25 protein-coding genes and 1 riboswitch are annotated in these 21,154 nt (G+C 70.3%); of the genes, 13 read left to right on the top strand and 12 right to left on the bottom strand.

What is annotated here, in order from left to right; translation table 11 throughout:
* Positions 1-186 precede the first annotated feature (186 nt).
* The 3 genes from LCN96_RS46850 to LCN96_RS46840 all read left to right on the top strand — a co-directional run bounded on the left by LCN96_RS46850 (position 187) and on the right by LCN96_RS46840 (position 2,506).
* Entirely contained in the window at positions 187-387 is a 201-nt protein-coding gene (locus LCN96_RS46850; protein ID WP_185101482.1) for a DUF5302 domain-containing protein, read from the top strand.
* Between the two features lie 165 nt (positions 388-552).
* Positions 553-688, top strand: a riboswitch (cyclic di-AMP (ydaO/yuaA leader).
* Between the two features lie 186 nt (positions 689-874).
* Positions 875-1,597, top strand: a complete 723-nt coding sequence (locus LCN96_RS57265; RefSeq protein ID WP_311132099.1) for a hypothetical protein — start codon at positions 875-877, stop codon at positions 1,595-1,597.
* A gap of 63 nt (positions 1,598-1,660) precedes the next feature.
* Complete coding sequence (locus LCN96_RS46840) at positions 1,661-2,506, top strand: alpha/beta fold hydrolase (protein ID WP_225268860.1); 846 nt, start codon at positions 1,661-1,663, stop codon at positions 2,504-2,506.
* Positions 2,507-2,568: 62 nt separating this feature from the next.
* Here LCN96_RS46840 and LCN96_RS46835 read toward each other — a convergent pair whose 3' ends face one another.
* The 5 genes from LCN96_RS46835 to LCN96_RS46815 all read right to left on the bottom strand — a co-directional run bounded on the left by LCN96_RS46835 (position 2,569) and on the right by LCN96_RS46815 (position 5,007).
* Positions 2,569-2,940, bottom strand: coding sequence for a hypothetical protein (locus tag LCN96_RS46835; RefSeq protein WP_225268859.1), 372 nt, complete (start codon positions 2,938-2,940; stop codon positions 2,569-2,571).
* Positions 2,941-2,951: 11 nt separating this feature from the next.
* On the bottom strand, positions 2,952-3,326 hold the full coding sequence (locus LCN96_RS46830) for a roadblock/LC7 domain-containing protein (RefSeq protein WP_225268858.1): 375 nt from the start codon (positions 3,324-3,326) through the stop codon (positions 2,952-2,954).
* 29 nt (positions 3,327-3,355) lie between these two features.
* On the bottom strand, positions 3,356-4,141 hold the full coding sequence (locus tag LCN96_RS46825; protein ID WP_225268857.1) for a hypothetical protein: 786 nt from the start codon (positions 4,139-4,141) through the stop codon (positions 3,356-3,358).
* 3 nt (positions 4,142-4,144) lie between these two features.
* Entirely contained in the window at positions 4,145-4,519 is a 375-nt protein-coding gene (locus LCN96_RS46820; protein WP_225268856.1) for a roadblock/LC7 domain-containing protein, read from the bottom strand.
* A 137-nt stretch (positions 4,520-4,656) separates the two neighbouring features.
* Entirely contained in the window at positions 4,657-5,007 is a 351-nt protein-coding gene (locus LCN96_RS46815) for a winged helix-turn-helix transcriptional regulator (protein ID WP_080045699.1), read from the bottom strand.
* A 54-nt stretch (positions 5,008-5,061) separates the two neighbouring features.
* On the opposite strand from LCN96_RS46815, the gene LCN96_RS46810 reads away from it, so the two are divergent.
* Positions 5,062-5,664 (top strand): NAD(P)-dependent oxidoreductase, encoded by a 603-nt coding sequence (locus LCN96_RS46810; RefSeq protein WP_225268855.1) that lies wholly within the window; start codon positions 5,062-5,064, stop codon positions 5,662-5,664.
* Here LCN96_RS46810 and LCN96_RS46805 read toward each other — a convergent pair.
* Positions 5,658-6,866, bottom strand: a complete 1,209-nt coding sequence (locus LCN96_RS46805; protein ID WP_225268854.1) for a DUF4032 domain-containing protein — start codon at positions 6,864-6,866, stop codon at positions 5,658-5,660. The genes LCN96_RS46810 and LCN96_RS46805 overlap by 7 nt on opposite strands.
* 22 nt (positions 6,867-6,888) lie before the next feature.
* On the opposite strand from LCN96_RS46805, the gene LCN96_RS46800 reads away from it, so the two are divergent.
* Entirely contained in the window at positions 6,889-8,457 is a 1,569-nt protein-coding gene (locus LCN96_RS46800; RefSeq protein WP_225268853.1) for a DUF885 domain-containing protein, read from the top strand.
* Between the two features lie 36 nt (positions 8,458-8,493).
* Here the strand turns inward: LCN96_RS46800 and LCN96_RS46795 are convergent, their stop codons facing one another.
* Both LCN96_RS46795 and LCN96_RS46790 read right to left on the bottom strand, forming a co-directional pair.
* A complete protein-coding gene (locus tag LCN96_RS46795; RefSeq protein WP_225268852.1) occupies positions 8,494-9,120 on the bottom strand; it encodes a class II aldolase/adducin family protein in 627 nt (208 codons plus the stop codon).
* A 34-nt stretch (positions 9,121-9,154) separates the two neighbouring features.
* Positions 9,155-9,739: a TetR/AcrR family transcriptional regulator gene (locus LCN96_RS46790; protein WP_225268851.1), complete on the bottom strand. Its 585-nt coding sequence runs from the start codon at positions 9,737-9,739 to the stop codon at positions 9,155-9,157.
* 46 nt (positions 9,740-9,785) lie between these two features.
* Here LCN96_RS46790 and LCN96_RS46785 point away from each other — a divergent pair, with 46 nt between their 5' ends.
* Together LCN96_RS46785 and LCN96_RS46780 are read left to right on the top strand one after the other, a co-directional pair.
* A complete protein-coding gene (locus tag LCN96_RS46785; protein WP_225268850.1) occupies positions 9,786-10,703 on the top strand; it encodes a carbohydrate kinase family protein in 918 nt (305 codons plus the stop codon).
* 11 nt (positions 10,704-10,714) lie between these two features.
* Positions 10,715-11,932: an aminotransferase class III-fold pyridoxal phosphate-dependent enzyme gene (locus LCN96_RS46780; RefSeq protein WP_225268849.1), complete on the top strand. Its 1,218-nt coding sequence runs from the start codon at positions 10,715-10,717 to the stop codon at positions 11,930-11,932.
* Between the two features lie 19 nt (positions 11,933-11,951).
* Here LCN96_RS46780 and LCN96_RS46775 read toward each other — a convergent pair whose 3' ends face one another.
* Positions 11,952-13,184, bottom strand: a complete 1,233-nt coding sequence (locus LCN96_RS46775) for an alkyl sulfatase dimerization domain-containing protein (protein WP_225268848.1) — start codon at positions 13,182-13,184, stop codon at positions 11,952-11,954.
* 147 nt (positions 13,185-13,331) lie between these two features.
* Here LCN96_RS46775 and ngcE point away from each other — a divergent pair, with 147 nt between their 5' ends.
* From ngcE to LCN96_RS46750, 5 genes are all read left to right on the top strand, one after another.
* A complete protein-coding gene (gene ngcE, locus LCN96_RS46770; protein WP_225268847.1) occupies positions 13,332-14,774 on the top strand; it encodes an N-acetylglucosamine/diacetylchitobiose ABC transporter substrate-binding protein in 1,443 nt (480 codons plus the stop codon).
* 3 nt (positions 14,775-14,777) lie between these two features.
* The gene (locus LCN96_RS46765) at positions 14,778-15,692 is read left to right on the top strand and encodes a carbohydrate ABC transporter permease (protein WP_225268846.1); all 915 of its coding nucleotides are present in this window, start codon (positions 14,778-14,780) and stop codon (positions 15,690-15,692) included.
* Positions 15,693-15,694: 2 nt separating this feature from the next.
* Entirely contained in the window at positions 15,695-16,543 is an 849-nt protein-coding gene (locus LCN96_RS46760; protein ID WP_225268845.1) for a carbohydrate ABC transporter permease, read from the top strand.
* A 10-nt stretch (positions 16,544-16,553) separates the two neighbouring features.
* Entirely contained in the window at positions 16,554-16,838 is a 285-nt protein-coding gene (locus tag LCN96_RS46755; RefSeq protein ID WP_225268844.1) for a 4a-hydroxytetrahydrobiopterin dehydratase, read from the top strand.
* Between the two features lie 86 nt (positions 16,839-16,924).
* Positions 16,925-17,482 (top strand): superoxide dismutase family protein, encoded by a 558-nt coding sequence (locus tag LCN96_RS46750; protein WP_225268843.1) that lies wholly within the window; start codon positions 16,925-16,927, stop codon positions 17,480-17,482.
* Between the two features lie 26 nt (positions 17,483-17,508).
* Here the strand turns inward: LCN96_RS46750 and LCN96_RS46745 are convergent, their stop codons facing one another.
* From LCN96_RS46745 to LCN96_RS46735, 3 genes are all read right to left on the bottom strand, one after another.
* The gene (locus tag LCN96_RS46745) at positions 17,509-17,649 is read right to left on the bottom strand and encodes a hypothetical protein (RefSeq protein WP_225268842.1); all 141 of its coding nucleotides are present in this window, start codon (positions 17,647-17,649) and stop codon (positions 17,509-17,511) included.
* Positions 17,650-17,694: 45 nt separating this feature from the next.
* Positions 17,695-18,663, bottom strand: coding sequence for a pirin family protein (locus LCN96_RS46740; RefSeq protein ID WP_225268841.1), 969 nt, complete (start codon positions 18,661-18,663; stop codon positions 17,695-17,697).
* Positions 18,664-18,733: 70 nt separating this feature from the next.
* Entirely contained in the window at positions 18,734-19,555 is an 822-nt protein-coding gene (locus LCN96_RS46735) for a spermidine synthase (protein WP_225268840.1), read from the bottom strand.
* Between the two features lie 72 nt (positions 19,556-19,627).
* Between LCN96_RS46735 and LCN96_RS46730 the strand changes: the two genes are divergently transcribed.
* A complete protein-coding gene (locus tag LCN96_RS46730; RefSeq protein WP_225268839.1) occupies positions 19,628-21,139 on the top strand; it encodes a penicillin-binding transpeptidase domain-containing protein in 1,512 nt (503 codons plus the stop codon).
* Positions 21,140-21,154: the final 15 nt, after the last annotated feature.

Raw genomic sequence — 21,154 nt, 5'->3', positions numbered from 1 at the left:
AACCCAACACCACGAACGGAGCGGATCCCCTTTACCCGGTGTGTACGGGGACCGTGATCGACGTCGCCCGCCCGGTCCCGGCCCGGGCTTCCGGTTGCGGGCCTTCACTTGCGCGCAGGCCCGGTTTCGCGTCATAAGCGGTCCCGTGCGAAGCTGTGAACTGTCCCCAACACCATGGAGGTCCTCATGGCGGATACACCGGAGCCGGAAGTCAGCGAAACTCCCGAGGACGAGCTGAAGCGCAAGTTCCGCGAGGCACTGGAGCGCAAGCGCAACCAGCACGCGGGATCGGGCGCCGGTGGCAGGGGCGGCGACCCATCGAAGATCCACGGGGCGCACGGTCCGGCTGCGAGTAAAAGATCGTTCAGGCGCAAGAGCGGCGGCTGAGGCTGACATTCTGGCGGGGGTACGGCATGCCGTGCCCCCTTTTTTCTTCCCGAACGCAGGTAGATCTTTATGGTGATTCATGGCGAATCGTTTGCAGATGTCCGATTCCGTGGCTAAGGTAATCGCCATTACCAGCCGGTGACCTAGTCCTTACCCCAGAGGGACGACCGGTTGGCGCCGAATCCCGAACCCTCGGGAACCGGGGAACCACCTTTGTTGGGGTGAATCCGGCGCTGTGCCGGTAGGGCATCTCCACGCCCGAACCCGTCAGCTAACCCGGTAGGCGTGATGGAGAGGACAAGCTACCCCATGCACCAGCGCGTCGTACCCCCGGACCGCTACCTGCCGGCCGCCTGCTGAGCGGCCCCCTTCCCCGAAGACTCGTATCTTGCGCTTCGCGTAGCGATATCGCGGAGTTCTGCTCCGCCGCGCCCTTTTTTCCGTGAGTGCAACCTCCCTGTCCCCCAGTGAAGGGTTTTGCTGCTTCATGTCTGCCCGTTTTGGCCTGCGTTCCCTCGCCGTGCTCACCGCCTCCACCGTCGGAGCGCTGACCATCGCCGGCACGGCCGCCCATGCCGACTCCGACACCGACACCGGCCAGAAGATTTTGCTCAAGGGCTCGACCACGGCTTCGTACTTCTGGGACGACGCCTCCGGCCGCGCCGGTGACACGGGCCTGCCGGCCAGCGGCAAGCCGATGCAGAAGGGGCTGGCGGCGAGCCCGAGCTGGCCGCTGCTGACCGAGGGTTACGTGGTGTACAAGGGCAAGAAGATGCCCTTCTTCGTGGGTGACCGCGGGCCGGGCGCGCCCTCCAACCGCGGCATCATGCTGGACCTCGACGCCAAGACGTTCGCCGAGCTGACCGGCGGCGAGTTCAACCCCAGCACGCTGGGCGTGGACGGCGTCGGCGGCCAGGGGCACATCGAGGTCGACTACGTCATCACCAAGTGGGGTGCCGGGGTGGGCAAGAAGAACCACCCCGTGCCGTTCTCCACCGGCGCCTGGTCCCGGCGCGACCCGAACCCCGCGACCCCGCCGCAGTCTGAGGAGGAGTCCGCCGCCGCGAACGACCAGCTCCTCGACGCCCCCGTGGGCGAGGCGAAGGAGTCGGGCGTGGTCGGCGGCGCGCTGACGGCGGGCGTCCTGTCGATGGCGGGCGGCGGCGTGGTGCTCGGCGGCGAGCGCCTGCGCGCCCTCCTCGTGCGCTGACCCCGGCGCTTCTCAAGCGCCGGCGCTTTACGAGGAGCCGACCAGAATGTCATTCTGGTCGGCGTGACCACCCGCGCAGCCGCGAACGGCATCGAAATCGCCTACGAGAGCTTCGGCTCACCCACGGGCCGTCCCCTGCTCCTCATCATGGGACTCGGCGCCCAGCTCATCCAGTGGGACGAGGGGCTCTGCGAGCTCCTCGCCGAGCAGGGACACCACGTCGTACGGTTCGACAACCGCGACGCGGGCCTGTCCACCCACTTCCACGACCACGGCGTGCCCGCGACGGGCGCGGCACCGCCGTACCTGCTGGACGACCTGGCCGACGACACCGCGGCCCTCATGGACGTGCTCGGCTGGACGGCGGCGCACATCGTGGGCGCCTCCATGGGCGGGATGATCGCCCAGACGCTGGCCATCCGGCACCCCGAGCGGGTGCTGACCCTGACCTCGATCATGTCCACGCCCGGCCCGTCGGTGGCCCCGCCCACGGAGGCCGCCGCGGCGATCCTGATGGGCAGGCCGGCCCAGGGCCGCGAGGCGGTGCTGGAGCAGGCGGTACGGACCTGGTCCACGATCGGGTCGCCGGGCTACGAGCTGGACCAGGAACGGATCAGGGCGATGGCCGGGCTGGCCTACGACCGCTGCTTCGACCCGGCGGGCACGGCCAGGCAGCTCGCCGCGATCATGGCGTCGGGCGACCGTACGGAGCTGCTCGCCCAGGTCGCGGTGCCCACGCTGGTGCTGCACGGGGAGGCGGATCCGCTCGTCCCGGTGGTGGGCGGCCGGGCCACGGCCGCGGCGATCCCGGGGGCGCGGCTGGTGACGTATCCGGGGATGGGGCACGACCTGCCGCGCGAGCTGTGGCCGAGCTTCGTCGCCGAGATCACCAAGCTGACCTCGGCCTGACGGCGACGAGGCCGACGCCGCCGGTGGCCCGGCCCCCCAAGGGCGGGCCACCGGAACGGGCGTCAGACCTCCAGCTTCTCCTCGATGCCTCGGAGCTGATGGCGGGCCAGGGCCAGGTTGCCGCGGTTGCGGTCGAGCGCCAGGTACAGGAACAGCCCCTTGCCGCTGCGCCCGGTGATCGGCCGGATGATGTGGTACTGGCCGCTGAGCGTGATGAGGATGTCCTCGATGGCGTCCTTGAGCCCCAGCGAGTCCATCGTGCGCAGCTTGGCCTTGACCACCTCCGTGTTGCCGGCCGCGGCGACCTGGAGGTCCAGGTCCTTGGAGCCGCCGAGCGCGCCGAGCGCCATGCCGCTGCCGTGGTCGACGATGGCGGCCCCGATGGAGCCGTCGATGGTCATCATCTCCTTGAGCGACACGTCCATGCCGGCCATGTTCTCTCCTCTCATCGTTGACGAGCTGCGACGGCGGCCACGCTGGCAGCCGTCTTCCTGCCCTCCAGCCGCAGCAGCCCGACGTTCGCGCCGGGCCCGGCCAGGACTGTGAGGACGATGGTGGGGCCGGCGGCGTAGAACGCCGTGAACCCGGCCGTGCCGGAGATGAGCGTCTCCTCCAGTGCCCCCTGGCCGGAGATGACGAGCATGCGCCGGCTCATCGCGAGCAGCGCCGCCGACAGCGCCGCCGCCTGCTCGCCGGCCTTCCCGGGCAGGTCGCAGGCCAGTTGCAGGCCGTCGACGGTGCACGCGACGCTCCCCTGGACGTCCGGGGTGCGCTCGCGCAGGAGCGCCATCTCCTCCAGAACCTCTTGTCCCAGCTCCACGGGTGGCCTCCTCCTGAGTGAGGGGAACCTCACGACAGCTCCTCGAGCGCCTTCTTCAGCCGCATCAGCAGCGCCAGATCGGTCGGATCGCCCGTCACGGGCGGGCCCAGCGGCTGGGCCCGCGCCGCCGGGTCGTGCGGCGGACGCTCGCGCGGCGTCCGCCGCTGGGGCAGGTCGGGGGCCGCGAGCAGCCCCGAGGCGGCCAGCCGCCGCACCGCGACCAGCACCGGGTACGCCGACCGGCCCAGCTGCTTGGCCAGCTCCAGCGGGGTCGCCTTCTCGTCGGCCCTGACGAGGACCTCCCACTGGATGCGGCTCAGCGTCACCGCGTGGCCGGGCAGCCGCGGCAGCGGTCGCACCGGCAGGCTGTCCACCTCGGCGGAGGGCCAGATCTGGGCGAGCTGCGCCCTGCGCCGCGCGCACTCCCGCACCAGGCCCGGCACGTCGAAGAACCACTGCCCGCCCAGCCAGTGCTGCTCCCCTGGCCGGAACTTGGGCCGCGCCCCGCTGACCGGCAGCAGGAAGAAGGCCGCGTCCAGGACGCCGCCGAGCACCGCGTACTGCAGCTCGCCCTGGGTGAGCGGTGCCTCGGCGAGCAGCCGCTCGCAGCCGCCGTCGGTCTGCAGCCGCCGCAGCGCCGCCTCGCTCATCAAGCCTCTGGCCGCGAGCAGCCGCTCCACGCTGGAGGTCTGGGCGCACTCCATGTACGTCACGCGCCCGTCGGAGAGGAAGATCGTGCCGCTCCTGCCGACCTGGAGCGCGCCGGTGGAATGCTCGCGGGCGAGCCCGGCCAGGAGTGTGTCGAGCTTGGTCATGGGTCACGTCGCGAGCCGGCTGGAGATGGTGCGCAGGCGGTGCCTGGCCAGGGCGAGGTTGGATCGTTCCAGGTCAAGGCGTACATAGATGACCAGCGGTCCCTCGAAGACGGTCTCCATCAGCCGCAGCAGATGGTGACCCTTGTCGGTGGTGACGAGCATGTCGTCGATGCGCAGCACGTCACCCGGGCAGGTGCGGGCCAGGCCGTCGGTGGTGGCGCGCAGGGCCTCGGTCAGCGCGGCGGCCGACCGGTCGGCGTCCACCCCGACAGCCGTGCTGAAGGCCACCGCCATGCCGCTCGTGTGGTCCACCAGCATGGCGTCCAGCGCGCCCGGTATGGACATGACTTCCGCCAGGCAGCCGTCGATTCCCAGCACGTGACCTCCCTCACCATGGTGGAACCCCGTCAGCGTAGGGCGAAGGAAGCACGCGCAGGTGGCGGCGGCTGTCGGGCGTGGGGGTTTTATACGGCTGCGAAGTACAAAAACCCAACTACTACGGAAAAACGTACGATTTATGAGAATTTCTCGCGGCAGCGCATGATCTCCGCGACGTTGCGCTCGGCCCAGTCGGCCACCACGGAGATCGGCCCGTGCAGTGAGCGCCCCAGCTCCGTCAGCGCGTACTCCACGCGCGGCGGCACCTCCGCGAACACCTCCCGCGTCACCAGCCCGTCCTGCTCCATGGCCCGCAAGGTCTGGGTGAGCACCTTGGGCGTGACGCCGCCGATCCGCGTCCTGAGCTGGGTGAAGCGCATGGGCCCGCCGTCCAGGCAGAGCAGCACCAGCGCCGACCACTTATCGCCGATCCGGTCCAGAACCACCCTGGTCGGACAATTGGGGTCGAAGACATCGCCGGTATCCATAAGGTACTTATAGCACGATGAAGTAACCAGTATCCGATGGATACTCTGGCGGACATGAAGATCCTTCTTTTCGGCGCGACCGGCATGGTCGGGCAGCGCATCGCCGCCGAGCTGCGCGAACGCGGCCACGAGGTGACCGGTCTCAGCCGCACCGGCCCCGTCAAGGGCGACGTCCACGACACCGCGAAGCTGGCCGAGGGGCACGACGTGATCGTCTCCGCGATCGCCCCGCCGCGCGACGGCAGCGAGCCCGAGCCGCCCTTCCTGGCGGCCAACCGGGCGCTCATCGACGGCGCGCGGACGTCAGGGGTGCGGCGGGTGATCGTCGTGGGCGGCGCCGGCAGCCTCCAGGTGGCCCCCGGGCAGGACCTGGTCGACACGCCCGACTTTCCCGACGTCTACAAGAAGGAGGCGCTGGCCGGCCGCGCGCTGCTGCGCCTGTACCGGGAGGTCGAGGACCTCGACTGGACGTTCGTCTCCCCGGCGGCGCAGATCGCCCCGGGGGAGCGCACCGGGATCTACCGGCTCGGCGGCGACCTGCTGCTGACCGACTCCGAGGGCCGCAGCTTCATCACCGCCGAGGACTTCGCCGTCGCGATCGCCGACGAGGTGGACGACCAGGCCCATCCGCGTCAGCGCATCAGCGTGGCCTATTGATCGGGCTCGTCCGGGAGCAGCGCCCGCTCGTCGGGCTTGTGCACGAGCACGTTGTCCACGTACGACTTCACCGCCGCGGCCAGCCCGACGTCGGAGCCGTCCTGCTCCGACAGGAACCAGCGGTGGTCGAGGATCTCGTGGAAGAGCTGCGCGGGCTCCAGCTTCCCGCGCAGCTCGGCGGGGATGGCCTCCACCGTGGGCTGGAACACCTCGGCCAGCCACCGGTGCGCCACGATCGCCTCGTCCTCGTGCCGCAGCCCCTTGGCCACCCGGAAACCGTCGAGGTCGTTGAGCAGCCGCCGCGCCTGGTTCTCCTCGACGTCGAGCCCGGTCAGGCGGAGCAGACGGCGCTGGTGGTGGCCGGCGTCCACGACCTTGGGGCGGACGATCAGGCGGCCGGTGCCGACCTTGCGCCGCACCATCATCTCGGCCACGTCGAAGCCCAGCAGGTTCAGCCGCCTGATGCGCTGCTCGACGCGGTGCCAGTCGACCTCCTCGATGATCTCGCTCTCGTTGATCTCGTTCCACAGGCGGTGGTAGCGGGCCACGACGTCCTCGGCGGTCTCCATGGGGTCGATCGACGGGTGCAGCAGCCCGCCGGCCTCCAGGTCGAGCATCTCGCCGAAGATGTTGGTGTGCGCGTTGTCGATGTCGGTCAGCCGCTGCCCCTCGCTGATCATCGGGTGCATCTCGCCGGTCTCGGCGTCCACCAGGTAGGCCGCGAACGCCCCCGCGTCGCGCCGGAACAGCGTGTTCGACAGGGAGCAGTCGCCCCAGTAGAAGCCGTTCAGGTGCAGCCGCACCAGCAGCACGGCGAGCGCGTCCAGCAGGCGGGTGAGCGTGTCGGGGCGCAGGGTGCCCGACATGACCGCGCGGTAGGGCAGCGAGAACTGCAGGTGGCGGGTGATCAGCGCCGCGTCCAGGCCCTCCTCGCGCCCGGTGACGTACGCGACCGGCTCCACGGCGGGGGCGTCCAGCCTGGCCAGGTCCCACAGAAGCTGGTACTCCCGCTTGGCGTAGCGCTCGCTGATCTCCTTGATCGCGTACACCTTGCCCGACAGCCGGGCGAAGCGCACCACGTGCCGCGAGATGCCGCGCGGCAGATCGACCAGATGGTGTTGCGGCCAGTCTTCGAGAGGGGTCTCCCAGGGGAGGCGGATCAGGTCAGGGTCGCCTAGCGCGCCAGTGATCTGCAGGGGCATTTGCTCAGGATATGGTGCACCGGTGGACGAGTTTCTCAAGTGGTACTTTTCCGACCGTCCGGTTGTCGCAGCCTCCCTCGGGGCCGACGGCTACGATCACACCCTCGGCGACTTCACCGCCTCCGCGTGGCAGGCCCGCGAGCGCGAGCAGGTGCTCTGGCTCGACCGCCTGTCGGCCGCCGAGGCGCCCACCTTGGACGACGCGATCGACAGAGATCTCGTCCTGTCGCAGCTCCGAGGCTCCATCGCGCTCGCCTCCTGGCCGGAGTGGCGGCGCGACCCGAGCGTCTACCTCGGCGCGATCTTCACCTCCCTGTACACGCCGTTCCAGCGCCGGCTCAAGCCCGAGCCCGAGCTGGTCGCCTCGGCGCTGCTCCGCCTGGCCGAGGTGCCCGGCGTGCTGGCCGCCTGCCGCGCCAACCTGGACCCGGACCTGGCCGCCCCGCTGCTGGTGGAGCGCGGGCTCGGCCAGGCGCGGACCGGCCGCAACTTCCTGACCCGCACGATCCCGGCCATGGTCGAGGACGAGGCCCTGCGCGCCCGCCTCGCCGAGGCCGCCGAGCCGGCCGCCCGGGCGTTCGACGAGCTGGTCACCTTCCTCGACGGCTTCGAGTGCGGCGGCACCTGGCGGATGGGGGAGCGGCTCTACTCCACGCTGCTGCGCGAGCGCGAGCTGCTCGGCTACGGCGCCGCCGAGCTGCACGAGAAGGGCAAGGCCGCCTGGGCGGAGCTGGACGCCCGCATGCGTGAGGTGGCGCTCCAGGTCAACGGCACCCACGACTGGCGGGCCGCCATGGAGCAGCTCATGGACGACCACCCACCGACCCTGGCCGACATGCGGGCCGAGTACGAGGCCGAGACCCTGCGGGCCCGCGAGTTCGTCCGGCAGCGGGACCTGGTGACGTTCGCCGACGGCGAGGAGTGCCAGGTGCTGCCGTCCGCCGAGTACACCCGCCCGGTCCTGTCCGTGGCGCACTACCTGGCGCCGCCGCCGCTCAGCGCCTCGCGGACGGGCGTCTTCTTCGTGCCCTACACGCCGGACGACTTCACCCCCGAGCAGGTACGCCAGCGCCTGCGCACGAACTCGCGGGCCCAGATGCCCTCGATCGCCGTGCACGAGGCCTACCCCGGGCACCACTGGCACCTGTCGTACATGGCGGGCAACCCCAGGACGGTCAGGAAGGTCTTCAGGACGCCGTACTTCACCGAGGGCTGGGCCCTGTACGTCGAGAAGCTGCTGCACGAGCAGGGCTACTTCGACACCCCGGCCACCGAGCTGGCCCACCTGGACTGCCGCATCTTCCGCGCCGCCCGCATCGTCGTGGACACCGCCCTGCACTGCGAGGACATGACGATCGAGGAGGCCGAGACGCACATGGCCACCAAGGCGTCGCTGTCGCCCGGCACCGCGCAGGGCGAGGTGAACCGCTACTGCGCCTGGCCCACGCAGGCGCCCTCCTACCTCACGGGCGCGATCGAGATCGACCGCATCAGGGAGTCGTTCCAGGGCTCGCTCAAGGACTTCCACGACCGGATCGCCGGCTCGGGCGGGCTCCCGCTCGGGCTGGCCGAGCAGGCCGCGCTGGCCTAGCGGCGGGATCGGGCGGGCGCTCGCCCCTGCGAGCCGTCACAACGGCGGGGGGTTGAGCGTCCGCTCGACCACGGCCGCGAGCTGCTCGTCCGTCAGGATCGTCGGCTTGCCGACGCCCAGCCCCCGCACGTACACCTCGCAGAGCCACTCCAGCAGGCGGGTGCCCTCGAACGCCTCCTCCAGCGTCGCCCCGATGGTCACCCCGCCGTGGTTGGCCATCAGCGCGGCACGCTTGCCCTCCAGCGCCGCGCGCACGTTCGCGGCCAGCTCGGGGGTGCCGTACGTGGCGTACTCGGCCACCTTCACCACCCCGCCGAGCAGCAGCGCGTTGTAGTGCACGGGCGGCAGCTCGGTCATCGTCGTGGCCACCACCGTCCCGAACACGGAGTGCGTGTGCACGATCGCCTGCGCGTCGGTGGCCTGGTAGATGGCCAGGTGCATGGGTGTCTCACTGGACGGCCGCAGCTCGCCCGCCACCCGGCGGCCGGTCGTCAGGTCCACCACGGGGCACAGCTCGGGCGTCAGCCGGTCCAGCGCGACGCCCGACGGCGTGACCGTCACCAGGTCGCCCTCGCGCACGCTGAGGTTGCCGGAGGTGCCGATGACCAGGCCGAGGTCCACGGCACGCCGGCCGTACTCGCACAATTGCTCGCGAAGGCTCATGTGACTGGACAGTAGTAGGCGGGTCGGCCGGTCGCTACAGCCGCTCCAGAGTCCGGAGCATCAGCCGCTCCACGTCGTCCCTGCTGAGCCGATCCGGATAGAGCAGCAGCCGCAGGCTGAGCCCGTCCATCAGGGCGAGCAGCCGCTCCGCCACCTCGTCCAGGTCGTCGTCCACCGTCAGCTCCCCGGCCTCCCGCGCCTGCCCGAGCAGCTCGCGCACGGCGGCCCGCAGCTCGCCCGCCTCCGCTCGCTGCACCTCGGCCAGCCGCCCGGCGGCCAGACTCCGGCTCCAGAAGCTCACCTCCAGCCGCGTCTCCGCGGCCCGCTCGTCGTCCAGCGGCAGGTTGTCCAGCAGCACCTCGCGCAGCGCCGCCAGCCCCGTCATCCCCGCGACCTTGCCGGTCAGGCGCTCCCTGATGCGCCGGTGCGAGTGCCGCAACGCCGACAGCAGGATCTCGTCCTTGTCGGCGAAGTAGTGCGCGAGCACGCCGTTGGAGTAGCCGGCCTCCTTGGCGATGGCCCGGGTGGTGGCGGCGTCGATGCCGTCCCTGACGATCACCCGGCTGGCCGCCGACAGCACCTCACGCCTGCGCTCGTCGTGGTCCACGATCTTCGGCATCGCACCCCTCTTGACGTTTTATTCGGACGTCTGTCTATTTAAGACCATGACCGTCGTCACAGTCGGCGTGCACATCGTCGACATTCTCGCCAGACCCGTCGAGCACATCCCCCAGGGCCAGGACACGGTGCTGGTGGACCAGATCCGCCTCACCGCGGCGGGCGCCGCCGCCGGCACGGCGGTGGACCTGGTCAAGCTGGGCAACGAGGTGGTCACCATGGGGGCCATCGGCGACGACGAGCTGGGCGACTTCCTGCTGATGATCCTGGCCAAGCGCGGCGTCGACACCTCCCGCCTGGTCCGCAGGGCCGGCGAGCAGACGGCGGCCTCGATCCTGCCGATCAGGCCCGACGGCGGGCGCCCCAGCTTCCACGTCCCCGGCGCGAACCTCAGCGTGACCCCCGCCGACCTCGACCCGGACCTGCTCCGCGCCGCCCGCGCCGTCCACCTGGGCGGCGTGGACGTCACCTTCGGCCTCGGCGACCCGGCCTTCCTCGCCCTGCTGGACGCGCTGCGGGCGGCCGGCACCGTCGTGACCATGGACCTGCTCTCGGAGATGCCCGACCTGCTGGGCATGGCCCGCGCGTTCCTGCCGCACGTGGACTACGTGCTGCCGAACGAGTCGCAGGCCCTGCTCATGACCGGCGCGGGCGACGTGGAGAGCGCCGCCCGCACGCTGCTCGCCGACGGGCCGCGCGGCGTGCTGGTCACGCTCGGCGCCGAGGGCAGCCTGGTCGTCACCGAAGCGGGGACGCAGCGCGTACCGGCGCTGAAGGCGGACGTCTCCGACACCACCGGCTGCGGCGACGCGTACTGCGCGGGCTTCATCACCGGCCTCCTGCACGATCAGGACGTGCTGACGGCCGCCCGCTGGGGCACGGCCGCCGCCGCCCGCGTCGCCACCGGGCTCGGCTCCGACGCCGGGCTCACCGACCTGTCCTCCACCCTCGACCTTCTCGCTTAGGACTCCTCTTCATGACCACAGACGCCGACCTCCGCCAGCGTGCCGCCAAAGTCGTCCCCGGCGGCATGTACGGCCACCTCAACGCGGCCCTGTTCGCCCCCGGCTACCCCCAGTTCTTCGAACGCGGCGAGGGCTGCCGGCAGTGGGACGTGAACGGCCGCTCCTACCTCGACTTCATGTGCAGCTGGGGCCCGGTCGTGCTCGGCCATCGGCACCCGCGCGTCGAGGAGGCCGCCGCCCGCCAGGCCGCGCTCGGCGACTGCCTCAACGGGCCCGGCCCGATCATGGTGGAGCTGGCCGAGCTGCTGGTGGACACCATTCCCAGCGCCGACTGGGCGATGTTCTCCAAGAACGGCACGGACGCCACCACGCAGGCCCTCATGGTCGCCAGGGCCGCGACGGGCCGCACCAAGGTGCTGATGGCGCACGGGGCCTACCACGGGGCGGACCCGTGGTGCACGCCGTCCCTGTCGGGGACCACCCCGAACGAGCGGGCCGACCTGGTGGAGTTCGCGTACAACTCGCTGGAGTCGCTGGAGGCCGCGGCGGCGACCGTCGAGGGCGACGTGGCGGCGATCATCGTCACCCCCTTCAAGCACGACTCGTTCGAGGACCAGGAGCTGGTGGAGCCCGCCTTCGCCCGCGGCGCCCGCGCGCTGGCGGACTGCCTGGGCGCGGCGCTGGTGATCGACGACGTGCGGGCGGGCTTCCGCATCGACCTGCGCGGCTCCTGGGAGCCGTACGGCGTGCGCCCCGACCTGACGGCCTGGTCCAAGGCGATGGCCAACGGCTACCCGATCGCCGCCGTCACGGGCACCGACGCCCTGCGCGGCCCCGCCCAGACGCTGTACTCGACCGGCTCGTTCTGGTTCTCCGCCGTGGCCATGGCGGCGGCCAAGGCCACCATCGAGACGCTGCGCGACGAGGACGGCATCGGCGCCATGGAACGCGCGGGCACGCAACTGCGTGAGGGCCTGTACGCCCAGGCCAAGGCGCACGGCTTCGTGGTGAACCAGACGGGCCCGGTGACGATCCCGTGGCTGAGCTTCGACGGCGACGCCGACCTGTCGGTGGCCATGCACTGGAGCGACGCCTGCCTGCGGCACGGGGTCTACGTCCACCCGTGGCACAACTGGTTCCTGTCGGCGGCCCACACGGAGGCCGACGTGGCGGCGGCCCTGGAGGGCACCGACCAGGCCTTCGCCGAGACCCGCGCACACTTCGGCTGACATCTGCGCCAGAAGGGACCTACGAGCGCCGCTTCGACTCCTCCGCCGCCCAGGTGAAGACGCCCTTCGCCATGAGCGACAGCTCGCCGGCCGCCCTGGTGGCGAAGACCTCCGCGCGCACGCGGTGCACGCCCGCGTCGTCCGGAGCCGCCAGGGCGGCCATTTCCGCGAGATGTCCCGCCAATCGTTCGTCACCGTCGGAAAGGGCCCGGAGCGCGGCGTCGGCGAGCGCTTTCGGGCCGCCCGCGAGTTCGGCCACGGATTTCGCCAGGACGGCTTCCGGCGCGGGTTTCAGCTGGGCCGGATTTCCGTCGTACCAGCCGCCGTAGAGCCGCCACAGATTGCGTACCACGAATTCCGGCTCGTCGTACCTTGCCCGGAGATAGGGCCGGTCGGCGAGGTGGTCCGGCGGTCGTACGGAATGCACGATCTCATCCAGCCTGGCCCCCGCATTGAGCAGTTCGAGGGTCTGCGTGACGAGCGAGTCCAGCCATTGTGCGGTTTCCAGCAGCGCCTGCCTGATGCGGTCGCGGCCGAATATCGGGGCGCCGTGGCTGGGCAGCATGATTTCGGCGTCCATGGCGGCCATCAGGCGCAAGGCGTGCACCCATTCGCGGGGATAGCGCTGCACTTTCTGCGGGTTACCGCAATTGGGCGTCACCCAGATGAACAAGTCGCCGGGGAGCAGCAGCCGGTGCTCGGGCACGTAGCCGATCGTCGCGTCATCGGTCTCGCCCTTGGCGTGCACCAGGTCGAACGTCAGGCCGCCGCGCCGCACGGTCAGCGTGTCGGTGTAGGTGACGTCGGGGTGCCGGTAGGAGTCGGGCCAGCGCAGGTTCGGCGCCTGGAACTGCCGCTGGTTGATCACCGCGTTGTAGCCGTTGGTCAGCACATAGCGCTCGAAGCGGTCAACTACCGCTCTATGGGCATAAACGGTGGCTCGCGGTCCCTCTTCCTCGAAGGGGGCCGTGCCGAAGACATGATCGATGTGGCCGTGGGAGTAGACGGCGGTGGTCAGCGGGGCCCGCGTCCAGTTCCGTACGTCCTCGTGCAGTTTCGCCGCCGAGAACGGGCTGCTGGTGTCGAACAGCACCAGCTCGCCTTCCGTCTCGAAGGCGACGACGTTGCCGAACCCCGACCACCAGCCGACCCCGTCGGCGATGGTCAGGACGCCTTTGCCGGTCATCCCGCTGTCCACGATGCTGTCGTCGGCCTCGCCCCGCCACACCTGGTCGGCGTACTCCACAATCATGCGAACCACTCTGCTTCTAGAACGCCGTTCTAGGCAAGGCAATCACGGCAAGGTCACGTCTCGATCGCACCCCCTTGACGGGCGTCGGAGCCCGTTCGTACGTTGCGGGCAATCGTTTAGGAAACTTTCCTAATTCAGGGAGCCCCCATGACCCACCCGGGCGAGATCACCAGGCGCCAGCTGATACGCCGGATCGGCATGACCGCACTCGTCGCCGGTCCCGGCGCGGGCCTGCTCGGCGCCTGCGCCACCGCCGGCACGGGAGGGGGCGAGCCCGCCCCCGCCACCTCGCTCCCGGCCTCCGCGAACCCGAAGAACCCCTTCGGCGTGGATGCCAAGAAGCCGCTCGAAGTGGCCATCTTCAGCGGCGCGTACGGCGACGCCTACGCCAAGGACCTGCACGAGAAGCTCTACAAGCAGACGTTCCCCGAGGCTGCGATCACCCACACGGCCACCCAGGAGATCGGCACCCAGCTCCGCCCCCGCCTGGTCGCCGGCGACCCGCCCGACGTGATCAACAACTCCGGCCCCAAGTCGATGGACCTGGCCGCGCTGGCCGCCGAGGGGCACCTGGCCGACCTGGCCCCGCTCTTCGACGCCCCCTCGATCGACGACCCGGCCAAGAAGGTGCGCGACACCGTCACGCCCGCCGTGCTCACCAACGCCAACGTCACCGGCAAGGACCTGGTGCTCAACTACACCGTGTCGCACCGCGCGCTCTGGTACAACGCCAAACTGTTCGCGGACAAGGGCTGGACGGTGCCGACGACCTGGGAGGAGTTCACGGCGCTGGGGGAGACCGCCAAGGGCGAGGGCATCCTGCTGTTCGCCTACCCGGGGCAGAAGGGGCCGTACTACCAGCTCTGGAACGTCCTCTACACCGCCGCCAAGATCGGCGGTAATCAGGTCATCCTCGACATCGACAACCTCGTCGACAACGCCTGGAACGCCGAGCCGATGAAGCGGGCGGTCACCGTCTGGGTGGACGTTCAGACGAAATACGGCGACAAGGCGTACTTCGGCCTCGACCACACGCAGACCCAGATCAAGCAGCTCCAGAACAAGGTGCTGTTCTACCCGGTCGGCTCCTGGATCGAGAACGAGATGGCCAAGGACAAGCCGAAGGACTTCGAGTACGCCATCGCCCCCATCCCCGAGGTCACCGGCTCCGACCAGATGCCGTACGGCGCCATCCAGGTCGGCGTGGGGGAGAACTTCGTGGTCGCCGCCAAGGGCAAGAACCCGCAGGGCGGCCTGGAGTACCTGCGCATCATGCTCTCCAAGGAGGGCGCCCGCTCCTTCACCGAGCTGACCAAGAACGTCACGGTGGTGAACGGCGCCGCCGAGGGCGTGGACCTGCCCGCCGGCCTGATGAGCGCCGCCCGCGCCCAGGACAAGGCCGGCCAGAACATCATCACCGAGGCCCGCTTCGAGGGCTGGTACAAGGAGCTCTTCGACTACGGCACCGAGCAGATCAACGTGGTCATGGCCGGCCGCATCACCCCCGAGGAGTTCTGCGCCAACATGCAGAAGAAGGCCGACGCCGTCAAGCGGGACGAGTCGGTCACCAAGCAGACGCGGAGCCAGTGACCGATGGAGCGGTTGCGCAGGTACGGCTTCGTCGCCGGCTTCCTGGCCGTCCCCCTCACGCTCTACACCGTCTTCGTCATCAGCCCCTACGTGCAGGCGTTCCAGCTCTCGCTGACGAGCTGGAACGGCTACAGCTCGATCGTCCGCTACGTGGGGCTGGACAACTTCGGCCGGCTGCTGGCGGACGAGGTGTTCTGGCGGGCCCTGCGCAACCACGGGATCCTGCTGCTGGTCTTGCCGCTGGCGACCATCGTCATCGCGCTGCTGTTCGCCTTCCTGCTCAACCTCGGCGGCGGCCCGCGCGGCGCCGGCATGAGAGGGGTCTGGGGGTCGAAGTTCTACCGCGTGGTGTTCTTCTTCCCCCAGGTCCTGGCCGTCGCCGTGGTCGGCGTGTTGTTCCAGGCCGTCTACCGGCCCGACGAGGACGGCGTCGTCAACGGCGTGCTGGCCAGGTTCGGCCTGGAACCGGTCGGCTGGCTCATCGAGCCGGACCTGGCCCTGTGGTCCATCATCGCGGTGATGGTCTGGCAGGCGGTCGGCTTCTACGTGGTGCTGTTCTCCGCCGGCATGGCCGCCATCCCCAAGGACTACTTCGAGGCGGCGGCGCTCGACGGGGCGGGCCGCCTGCGGCTGTTCTTCTCCATCACGCTGCCGCTGCTGCGCGACACCGTGCAGGTCGGCTGGATCTACCTGGGCATCGCGGCCTTCGACGGGTTCGCGCTCATCCAGGTGCTGGCGGGCGACAAGGGCGAGCCCGACGGGGCCACCACCATCCTGCCGATCACCATCTACAACACCGCCTTCTCCTACCAGAAGGTCGGGTACGCGTCCGCGATGGGCGTGGCGCTGTTCTTCCTCACCGTGACGTTCGCGGTGCTGACCTTGCGTACGACCAGACGTGAGAGGGTTGAGCTGTAGGGATGGCCTCGCGTAGGGAGAAGGGGCCGGGCGTGCTGAGCGCGCTGTCCCATGTGGCGCTGGCCGTCTGGGCCCTGCTGATCATCGCGCCGCTGCTGTGGACGTTCCTGGCCTCGTTCAAGAGCAACACCGAGATCTTCGGCGACCCGCTGCAACTGCCCGGCGCGCTGCGGCTCGACGCGTGGGGCCGGGCCTGGGACAAGGCGCACATCGGGCAGTACATGCTGAACACCGTGGTCGTCGTGGTGTTCGGCACGGCGGGCACCATGGTGTTCGGCTCGATGGCGGCGTACGTGCTGGCGCGTTACCGCTTCGCCGGCAGCAGGGTGATCTACTACTACTTCGTGGCCGGGCTGGCCTTCCCGGTCTTCCTGGCTCTCGGGCCGCTGTTCTTCGTGGTCAAGCAGGTCGGGCTGCTCAACAGCCATGTCGGCCTGGTGCTGGTCTACATCGCCTACTCGCTGCCGTTCACGGTCTTCTTCCTGGCGGCGTTCTTCCGCACGCTGCCCGAGGCGGTCGCCGAGGCGGCGCTGATCGACGGCGCCTCCCACACCCGCACGTTCTTCCAGATCATGGTGCCCATGGCCAGGCCGGGCCTGATCAGCATCACTATCTTCAACGTGCTCGGCCAGTGGAACCAGTACCTGCTGCCCCTCGTCCTGCTCGCCGGCGCGCCGGACAAGTGGGTGCTCACCCAGGGCATCGCCCGCATCTCCACGCTGGCCGGCTACGAGGCCGACTGGCCGGGGCTGTTCGCCGCCCTGTCCATCACCATCCTCCCGGTCATGATCGTGTACATCCTCTTCCAGCGGCAGATCCAGTCGGGGCTCGGCTCGGGCGCTTTGAAGTAACGTGCGGGGTATGGACGTCGAGAGCAAGCTCAACGACCTGCCCCGATGGCGGCGCGAGGGCGAGGCGATCAAGCGCACGGTCACCGCGCCCGACTTCCCCGCGGCCATCCGCATGGTGGACGAGATCGCGGTCAAGGCCGAGGAGCTCAACCACCATCCCGACATCGACATCCGGTGGCGCAGCCTGCACCTGACGCTGACCACCCACGACCAGGGCGGCCTCACCGACCTCGACTTCACGCTGGCCGCCACGATCGACGAGATCGCGGCAAAACATGGCGCGCAGGGCGAATGACCGTACGTAGCGGGCCAATCACTCGTTAGAGTGGGTGCCCTCTCGGAGCCCCCGATGCCGGAGGGGCGCCACCTGTGGGAGGTCCCATGCGCGTGCCCGCGTTCCTGCTCGCCCTCATGACCGCGACGACCGCGCTGGCCGGGGCCTGCGCGGGCCCGCCCGCCCCGGTCCAGAACGCCAAGACCGCGCCGGACGAGACGGTCAACCTCAACGCCGCCGGCGAGTTCGGCACCGACGACCCCGGCGCCATCGCCTACGACCGCAAGCTGGCCCCCGAGGGCGCCCAGGCCAGCGTCACCATCGAGTCCGGCGGCGGCCGGACGCGCACCTCGCTGGTCGTCGAGGGCCTGCTGCCCGAGCGCCGCTACGGCGCCCATCTGCACGTCAAGCCGTGCGGCCGGCAGCCCGAGGAGGCCGGCCCGCACTACCAGCACCACCCCGGCCGGATCGACCGCGTCAGCGAGGTCTGGCTCGACTTCACCACCGACGCCGAGGGCGCGGGCCGGTCCAGCGCCCGCAACGACTGGCCGCTGGAACGTGCCAAGCTGCCCGGCTCCCTGGTCATCCACGACCAGCCGACCGTCACCTCCGGGCCCAAGGTCGGCCAGGCCGGCGATCGGGTCGCCTGCCTGAGCCTGAACTAGGCGATCGGCCCGCGATCACGCGCCGCTCACGTGATCGCGGCGGCCATCGGCTGCCACGGGGCGGCGTCGAAGATCAGCATGATCGTGCTGATCCGCCCGTCGCGCAGCCGGAAGTGCTCGGCCGTGCGCTGGACGCCGGCGGGCATCGCCGTGTGAACGTCGTACACGAGCGTGGCCTCCGACTCCCCGTACAGCTCACTGATTGGTGGTGATCAGGCGTGCTGGGCGGGGATGCTCCCGAGCCGCCCCGCCTTGAAGTCCTCGAACGCCTGCACCAGCTCGGCCTTGGTGTTCATGACGAACGGCCCGTAGTGCGCCACCGGCTCCCCGATGGGCTCACCACCGAGCACGATCACCTCCATCGCCTCCTTGGCCGCCGCGATCGTGATGCTCCCGGCCTGCGTCGCCAGCCCCGGCCGGTTCCCGAACCCCTCGAACACGGCGAGCTGCCCGCCGCTCAGCGGCCGTCGCTCAGCGCCTGCGGTCCCGCGCCCGGACAGCACGTACGCCAGCGCGTTGAAGTCCTTGCGCCACGGCAGGACCAGCCGCGCCCCCGGCGAGACGGTGGCGTGCAGCAGCGTGATCGGCGTCTGCGTGCTGCCGGGCCCGACGTGCCCGGCCAGGTCCCCGGCGATGAGCCGCACCAGCGCCCCGCCGTCGTGGCTGCTCAGCAGTGCGACGCTGGCGCCGCCGATGTCCTGGTACTGGGGTGCGATCATCTTCTTGGCCCCCGGCAGGTTCACCCAGAGCTGGATGCCGTGGAAGAGCCCGCCCTGCTGCACCAGCCACTCCGGCGGCGCCTCCTTGTGCAGGATCCCGGCCCCCGCGGTCATCCACTGGGTGTCGCCGTTGGTGATCGTGCCGCCGCCGCCGTTGGAGTCGAGGTGCTCCATCACGCCGTCGATCATGTACGTGACGGTCTCGAAGCCCCGGTGCGGATGCCAGGGGGTGCCCTTGGGCTCGCCGGCCGCGTAGTCGACCTCGCCCATCTGGTCCATCATCACGAAGGGGTCCAGGTACTCGGGCTTGATCGCCGCCAGCGCGCGGCGGACGGGGAAGCCCTCACCCTCGAACCCGCTGGGCGCGGTCTCGACGGCGAGCACCTTGCGCCCGGGCTCACCGGCCTGTGGCTCGGGCAGGCGGGGGAGGGTGAGCGGGTTCTCTACGGTCACGGCGGGCATGTCGCGCTCCTTCCAGCGGGTCTGCCCGGCTCAACCAAGTTTAGAATTCAACTATTCCGGGGCGCCGTGGTCAGCCGAAGACGGCGGGAGGCGGGACGGGCGCGATGACCGCGTCACCGTCCCTGATGGGCGCCGCGCCGGCGATGAAGTGGGTCAGCGCCTCCCCGTGCACGCAGCGGGCCTGCGTCAGGCCGCCCGCCGCCTTCCTGGTCAGCAGCTCGACCGGCAGCTCGGCCCGCGAGGCGGCCACGATGAGGTTGCCGAAGCGGCGGCCCCGCATGATGCCCGGCTCGGCCAGCAGGGCCACGTGCCCGAACGTGCTTGTCACCGTGGCCAGCAGGCGCCTGGCGAAGGCCAGGCCCTTGCCGTCGGCCAGGTTGATCAGGAGGGTGCCGTCGGGGCGCAGGATCCTGGCGATGTCGCCCATGTACTCGGCCGTGGCCAGCTCCACCGGCATCGTCGCGCCGGTGAACGCGTCGAGGACCACCAGGTCGGCCGTCTCGTCCCAGACCTTGGCCGTGCCCTCCCTGCCGCCGGCCACGATGACCTTCAGCCGGGGCACCGAGCGCAGGTCGAGCTGCTCGCGTACCAGGTTGACCAGCAGGCCGTCGGGCTCGATGACGATGTGCCTGGAGCCGGCGCGGGTGGCGGAGACGTAGCGGGGGATCGTGCAGGCGCCGCCGCCCACGTGGACGCAGCTCAACGGCCCTTCTGACAAAAGGTCGATCACATCCGCCATGAGTCGTACATACTCGAATTCCAGAAATGTCGGGTCTTGAAGATCTATGTACGACTGAGGTACGCCATCCTTGGACAGCACCCAGCCGTCCTGTCTGTCCAGATCCCGGAGCAACTCGACCTCGCCGAACGTCACCGGGTACAGGCCAGGCATCGGTTCACGCTGTCCACGGGCCACGTCTGATCCCCTCCCTGGGAGTACCGTATGGCACGGCGAAGGCTGATTGTGCTCGTTATCGCGCTTGTCGCGATAGCCGGGGCGGGTGCTTTCGCCATCGCGGCGTCGAACCGGGTCAAGGGCAGCCCCGCCCAGACGGCCGCCGCGTACTTCGACGCCTGGCGGCGCGGGAACGTCTCGGCGATGGAGCGGCTGGTGTTCCAGCCGCCGGCCGACTTCTCCGTACGGCACCGCACGCTCAGCGACCAGCTGCACGTGGAGTCCCTGCAGCTCACCCCCGGCCAGCTGCGGACCACGGGCGAGCAGGCGGCCGAGGTGCCGTTCTCGGGCGTGCGCCGGCTGGCCGACCTCGGCGACTGGCCGTTCGACAGCACGCTGCGGCTGGCCGTGCGGGAGCGCACCTGGAAGGTCTTATGGGCCCCCGAGACGCTGCACCCGCTGCTCAAGGACGGCGGCACGCTGGTGCTGGAGGAGGTGGAGACGTCGGCGGCCGAGCTGGTCACCAGCGAGGGCGACAAGATCCCGAACGACAGCTACGCCGAGGCGTACCTGGACCCGCTCAAGCGCGAGTTCGAGCACGTCAACTACGGCTGGTCGCTGGTGTCGAAGGTGCCGGGCCGGCCGGACACGACCCTGCTGCACCGCGAGCCCGAGGCGAACGTCGAGCGCACCACCCTGTCGCGATCCGTGCAGGCGGCCGCCGCGCGGGCGCTGGACGGCACCGAGGACTCCACGATCATCGTCATCCGGCCGAGCACCGGCGAGCTGCTCGCGCTGGCCGACCGCCTGGGGGAGAGCTACAGCGCCGTGCGTGACGTGTTCCCGCCCGGCTCCGTGTTCAAGACGATCACCGCCGCGGCGCTGATCAAGGGCGGGCTCGACCCGGCGGCCCAGGTCGGGTGCCCCGGCACGTACCAGATCCCGTTCCACCGGCCCTTCAGCAACGACGGCGAGGTGGACCGCGGCGTCGTGACGTTCACCGACGCGTTCGCCTACTCCTGCAACACCACGTTCGTCGAGCAGGCGACCACCAGGCTGACGGGGGAGGAGCTGAGCAGGACGGCCGACGAGTGGGGGTTCGGCCGGCCGATCGCGACCGGGATCGGCGGGACCTGCGGCACCGTGCCCGAGACCGACGACCTCGACATGCTCGGCGCCGACGTGATCGGCCAGGGCGAGGTCGTCACCACCCCGCTGTGCATGGCCGCGCTCGCCGCCGCCGTGCAGAGCGGCACCTGGCGCTCGCCGCGGCTGCTGTCGGAGGAGCTGGTGCGCCGCATCGACGGCACCCCGCACGAGGACGTCCAGATGGACGAGGGCGTCGTGGCGGCGCTGCGGGAGATGATGACGGCCGTCGTCGACTACGGGACGGCCAGTGAGTCGGGGCTGCCGGAGGGGGCCGCGGGCAAGACGGGGACGGCCGAGGTGGAGGGCGAGACGCCGCATGCCTGGTTCATCGGATACCGCGATGACCTGGCCTTCTGTGTCTTCGTGCGGAACGGAGGGTCCGGAAGGTCGGTCGCTGTCCCCATTGCCGCCCGTTTCTTTAATGGGCTCTAACCTACGGTACCGTAG

The organism is Nonomuraea gerenzanensis, assembly GCF_020215645.1.
Classification (GTDB): domain Bacteria; phylum Actinomycetota; class Actinomycetes; order Streptosporangiales; family Streptosporangiaceae; genus Nonomuraea; species Nonomuraea gerenzanensis.
Note: the sequence above shows the minus strand (reverse complement) of the source record. Positions and strands in the feature narration are given on the sequence as shown.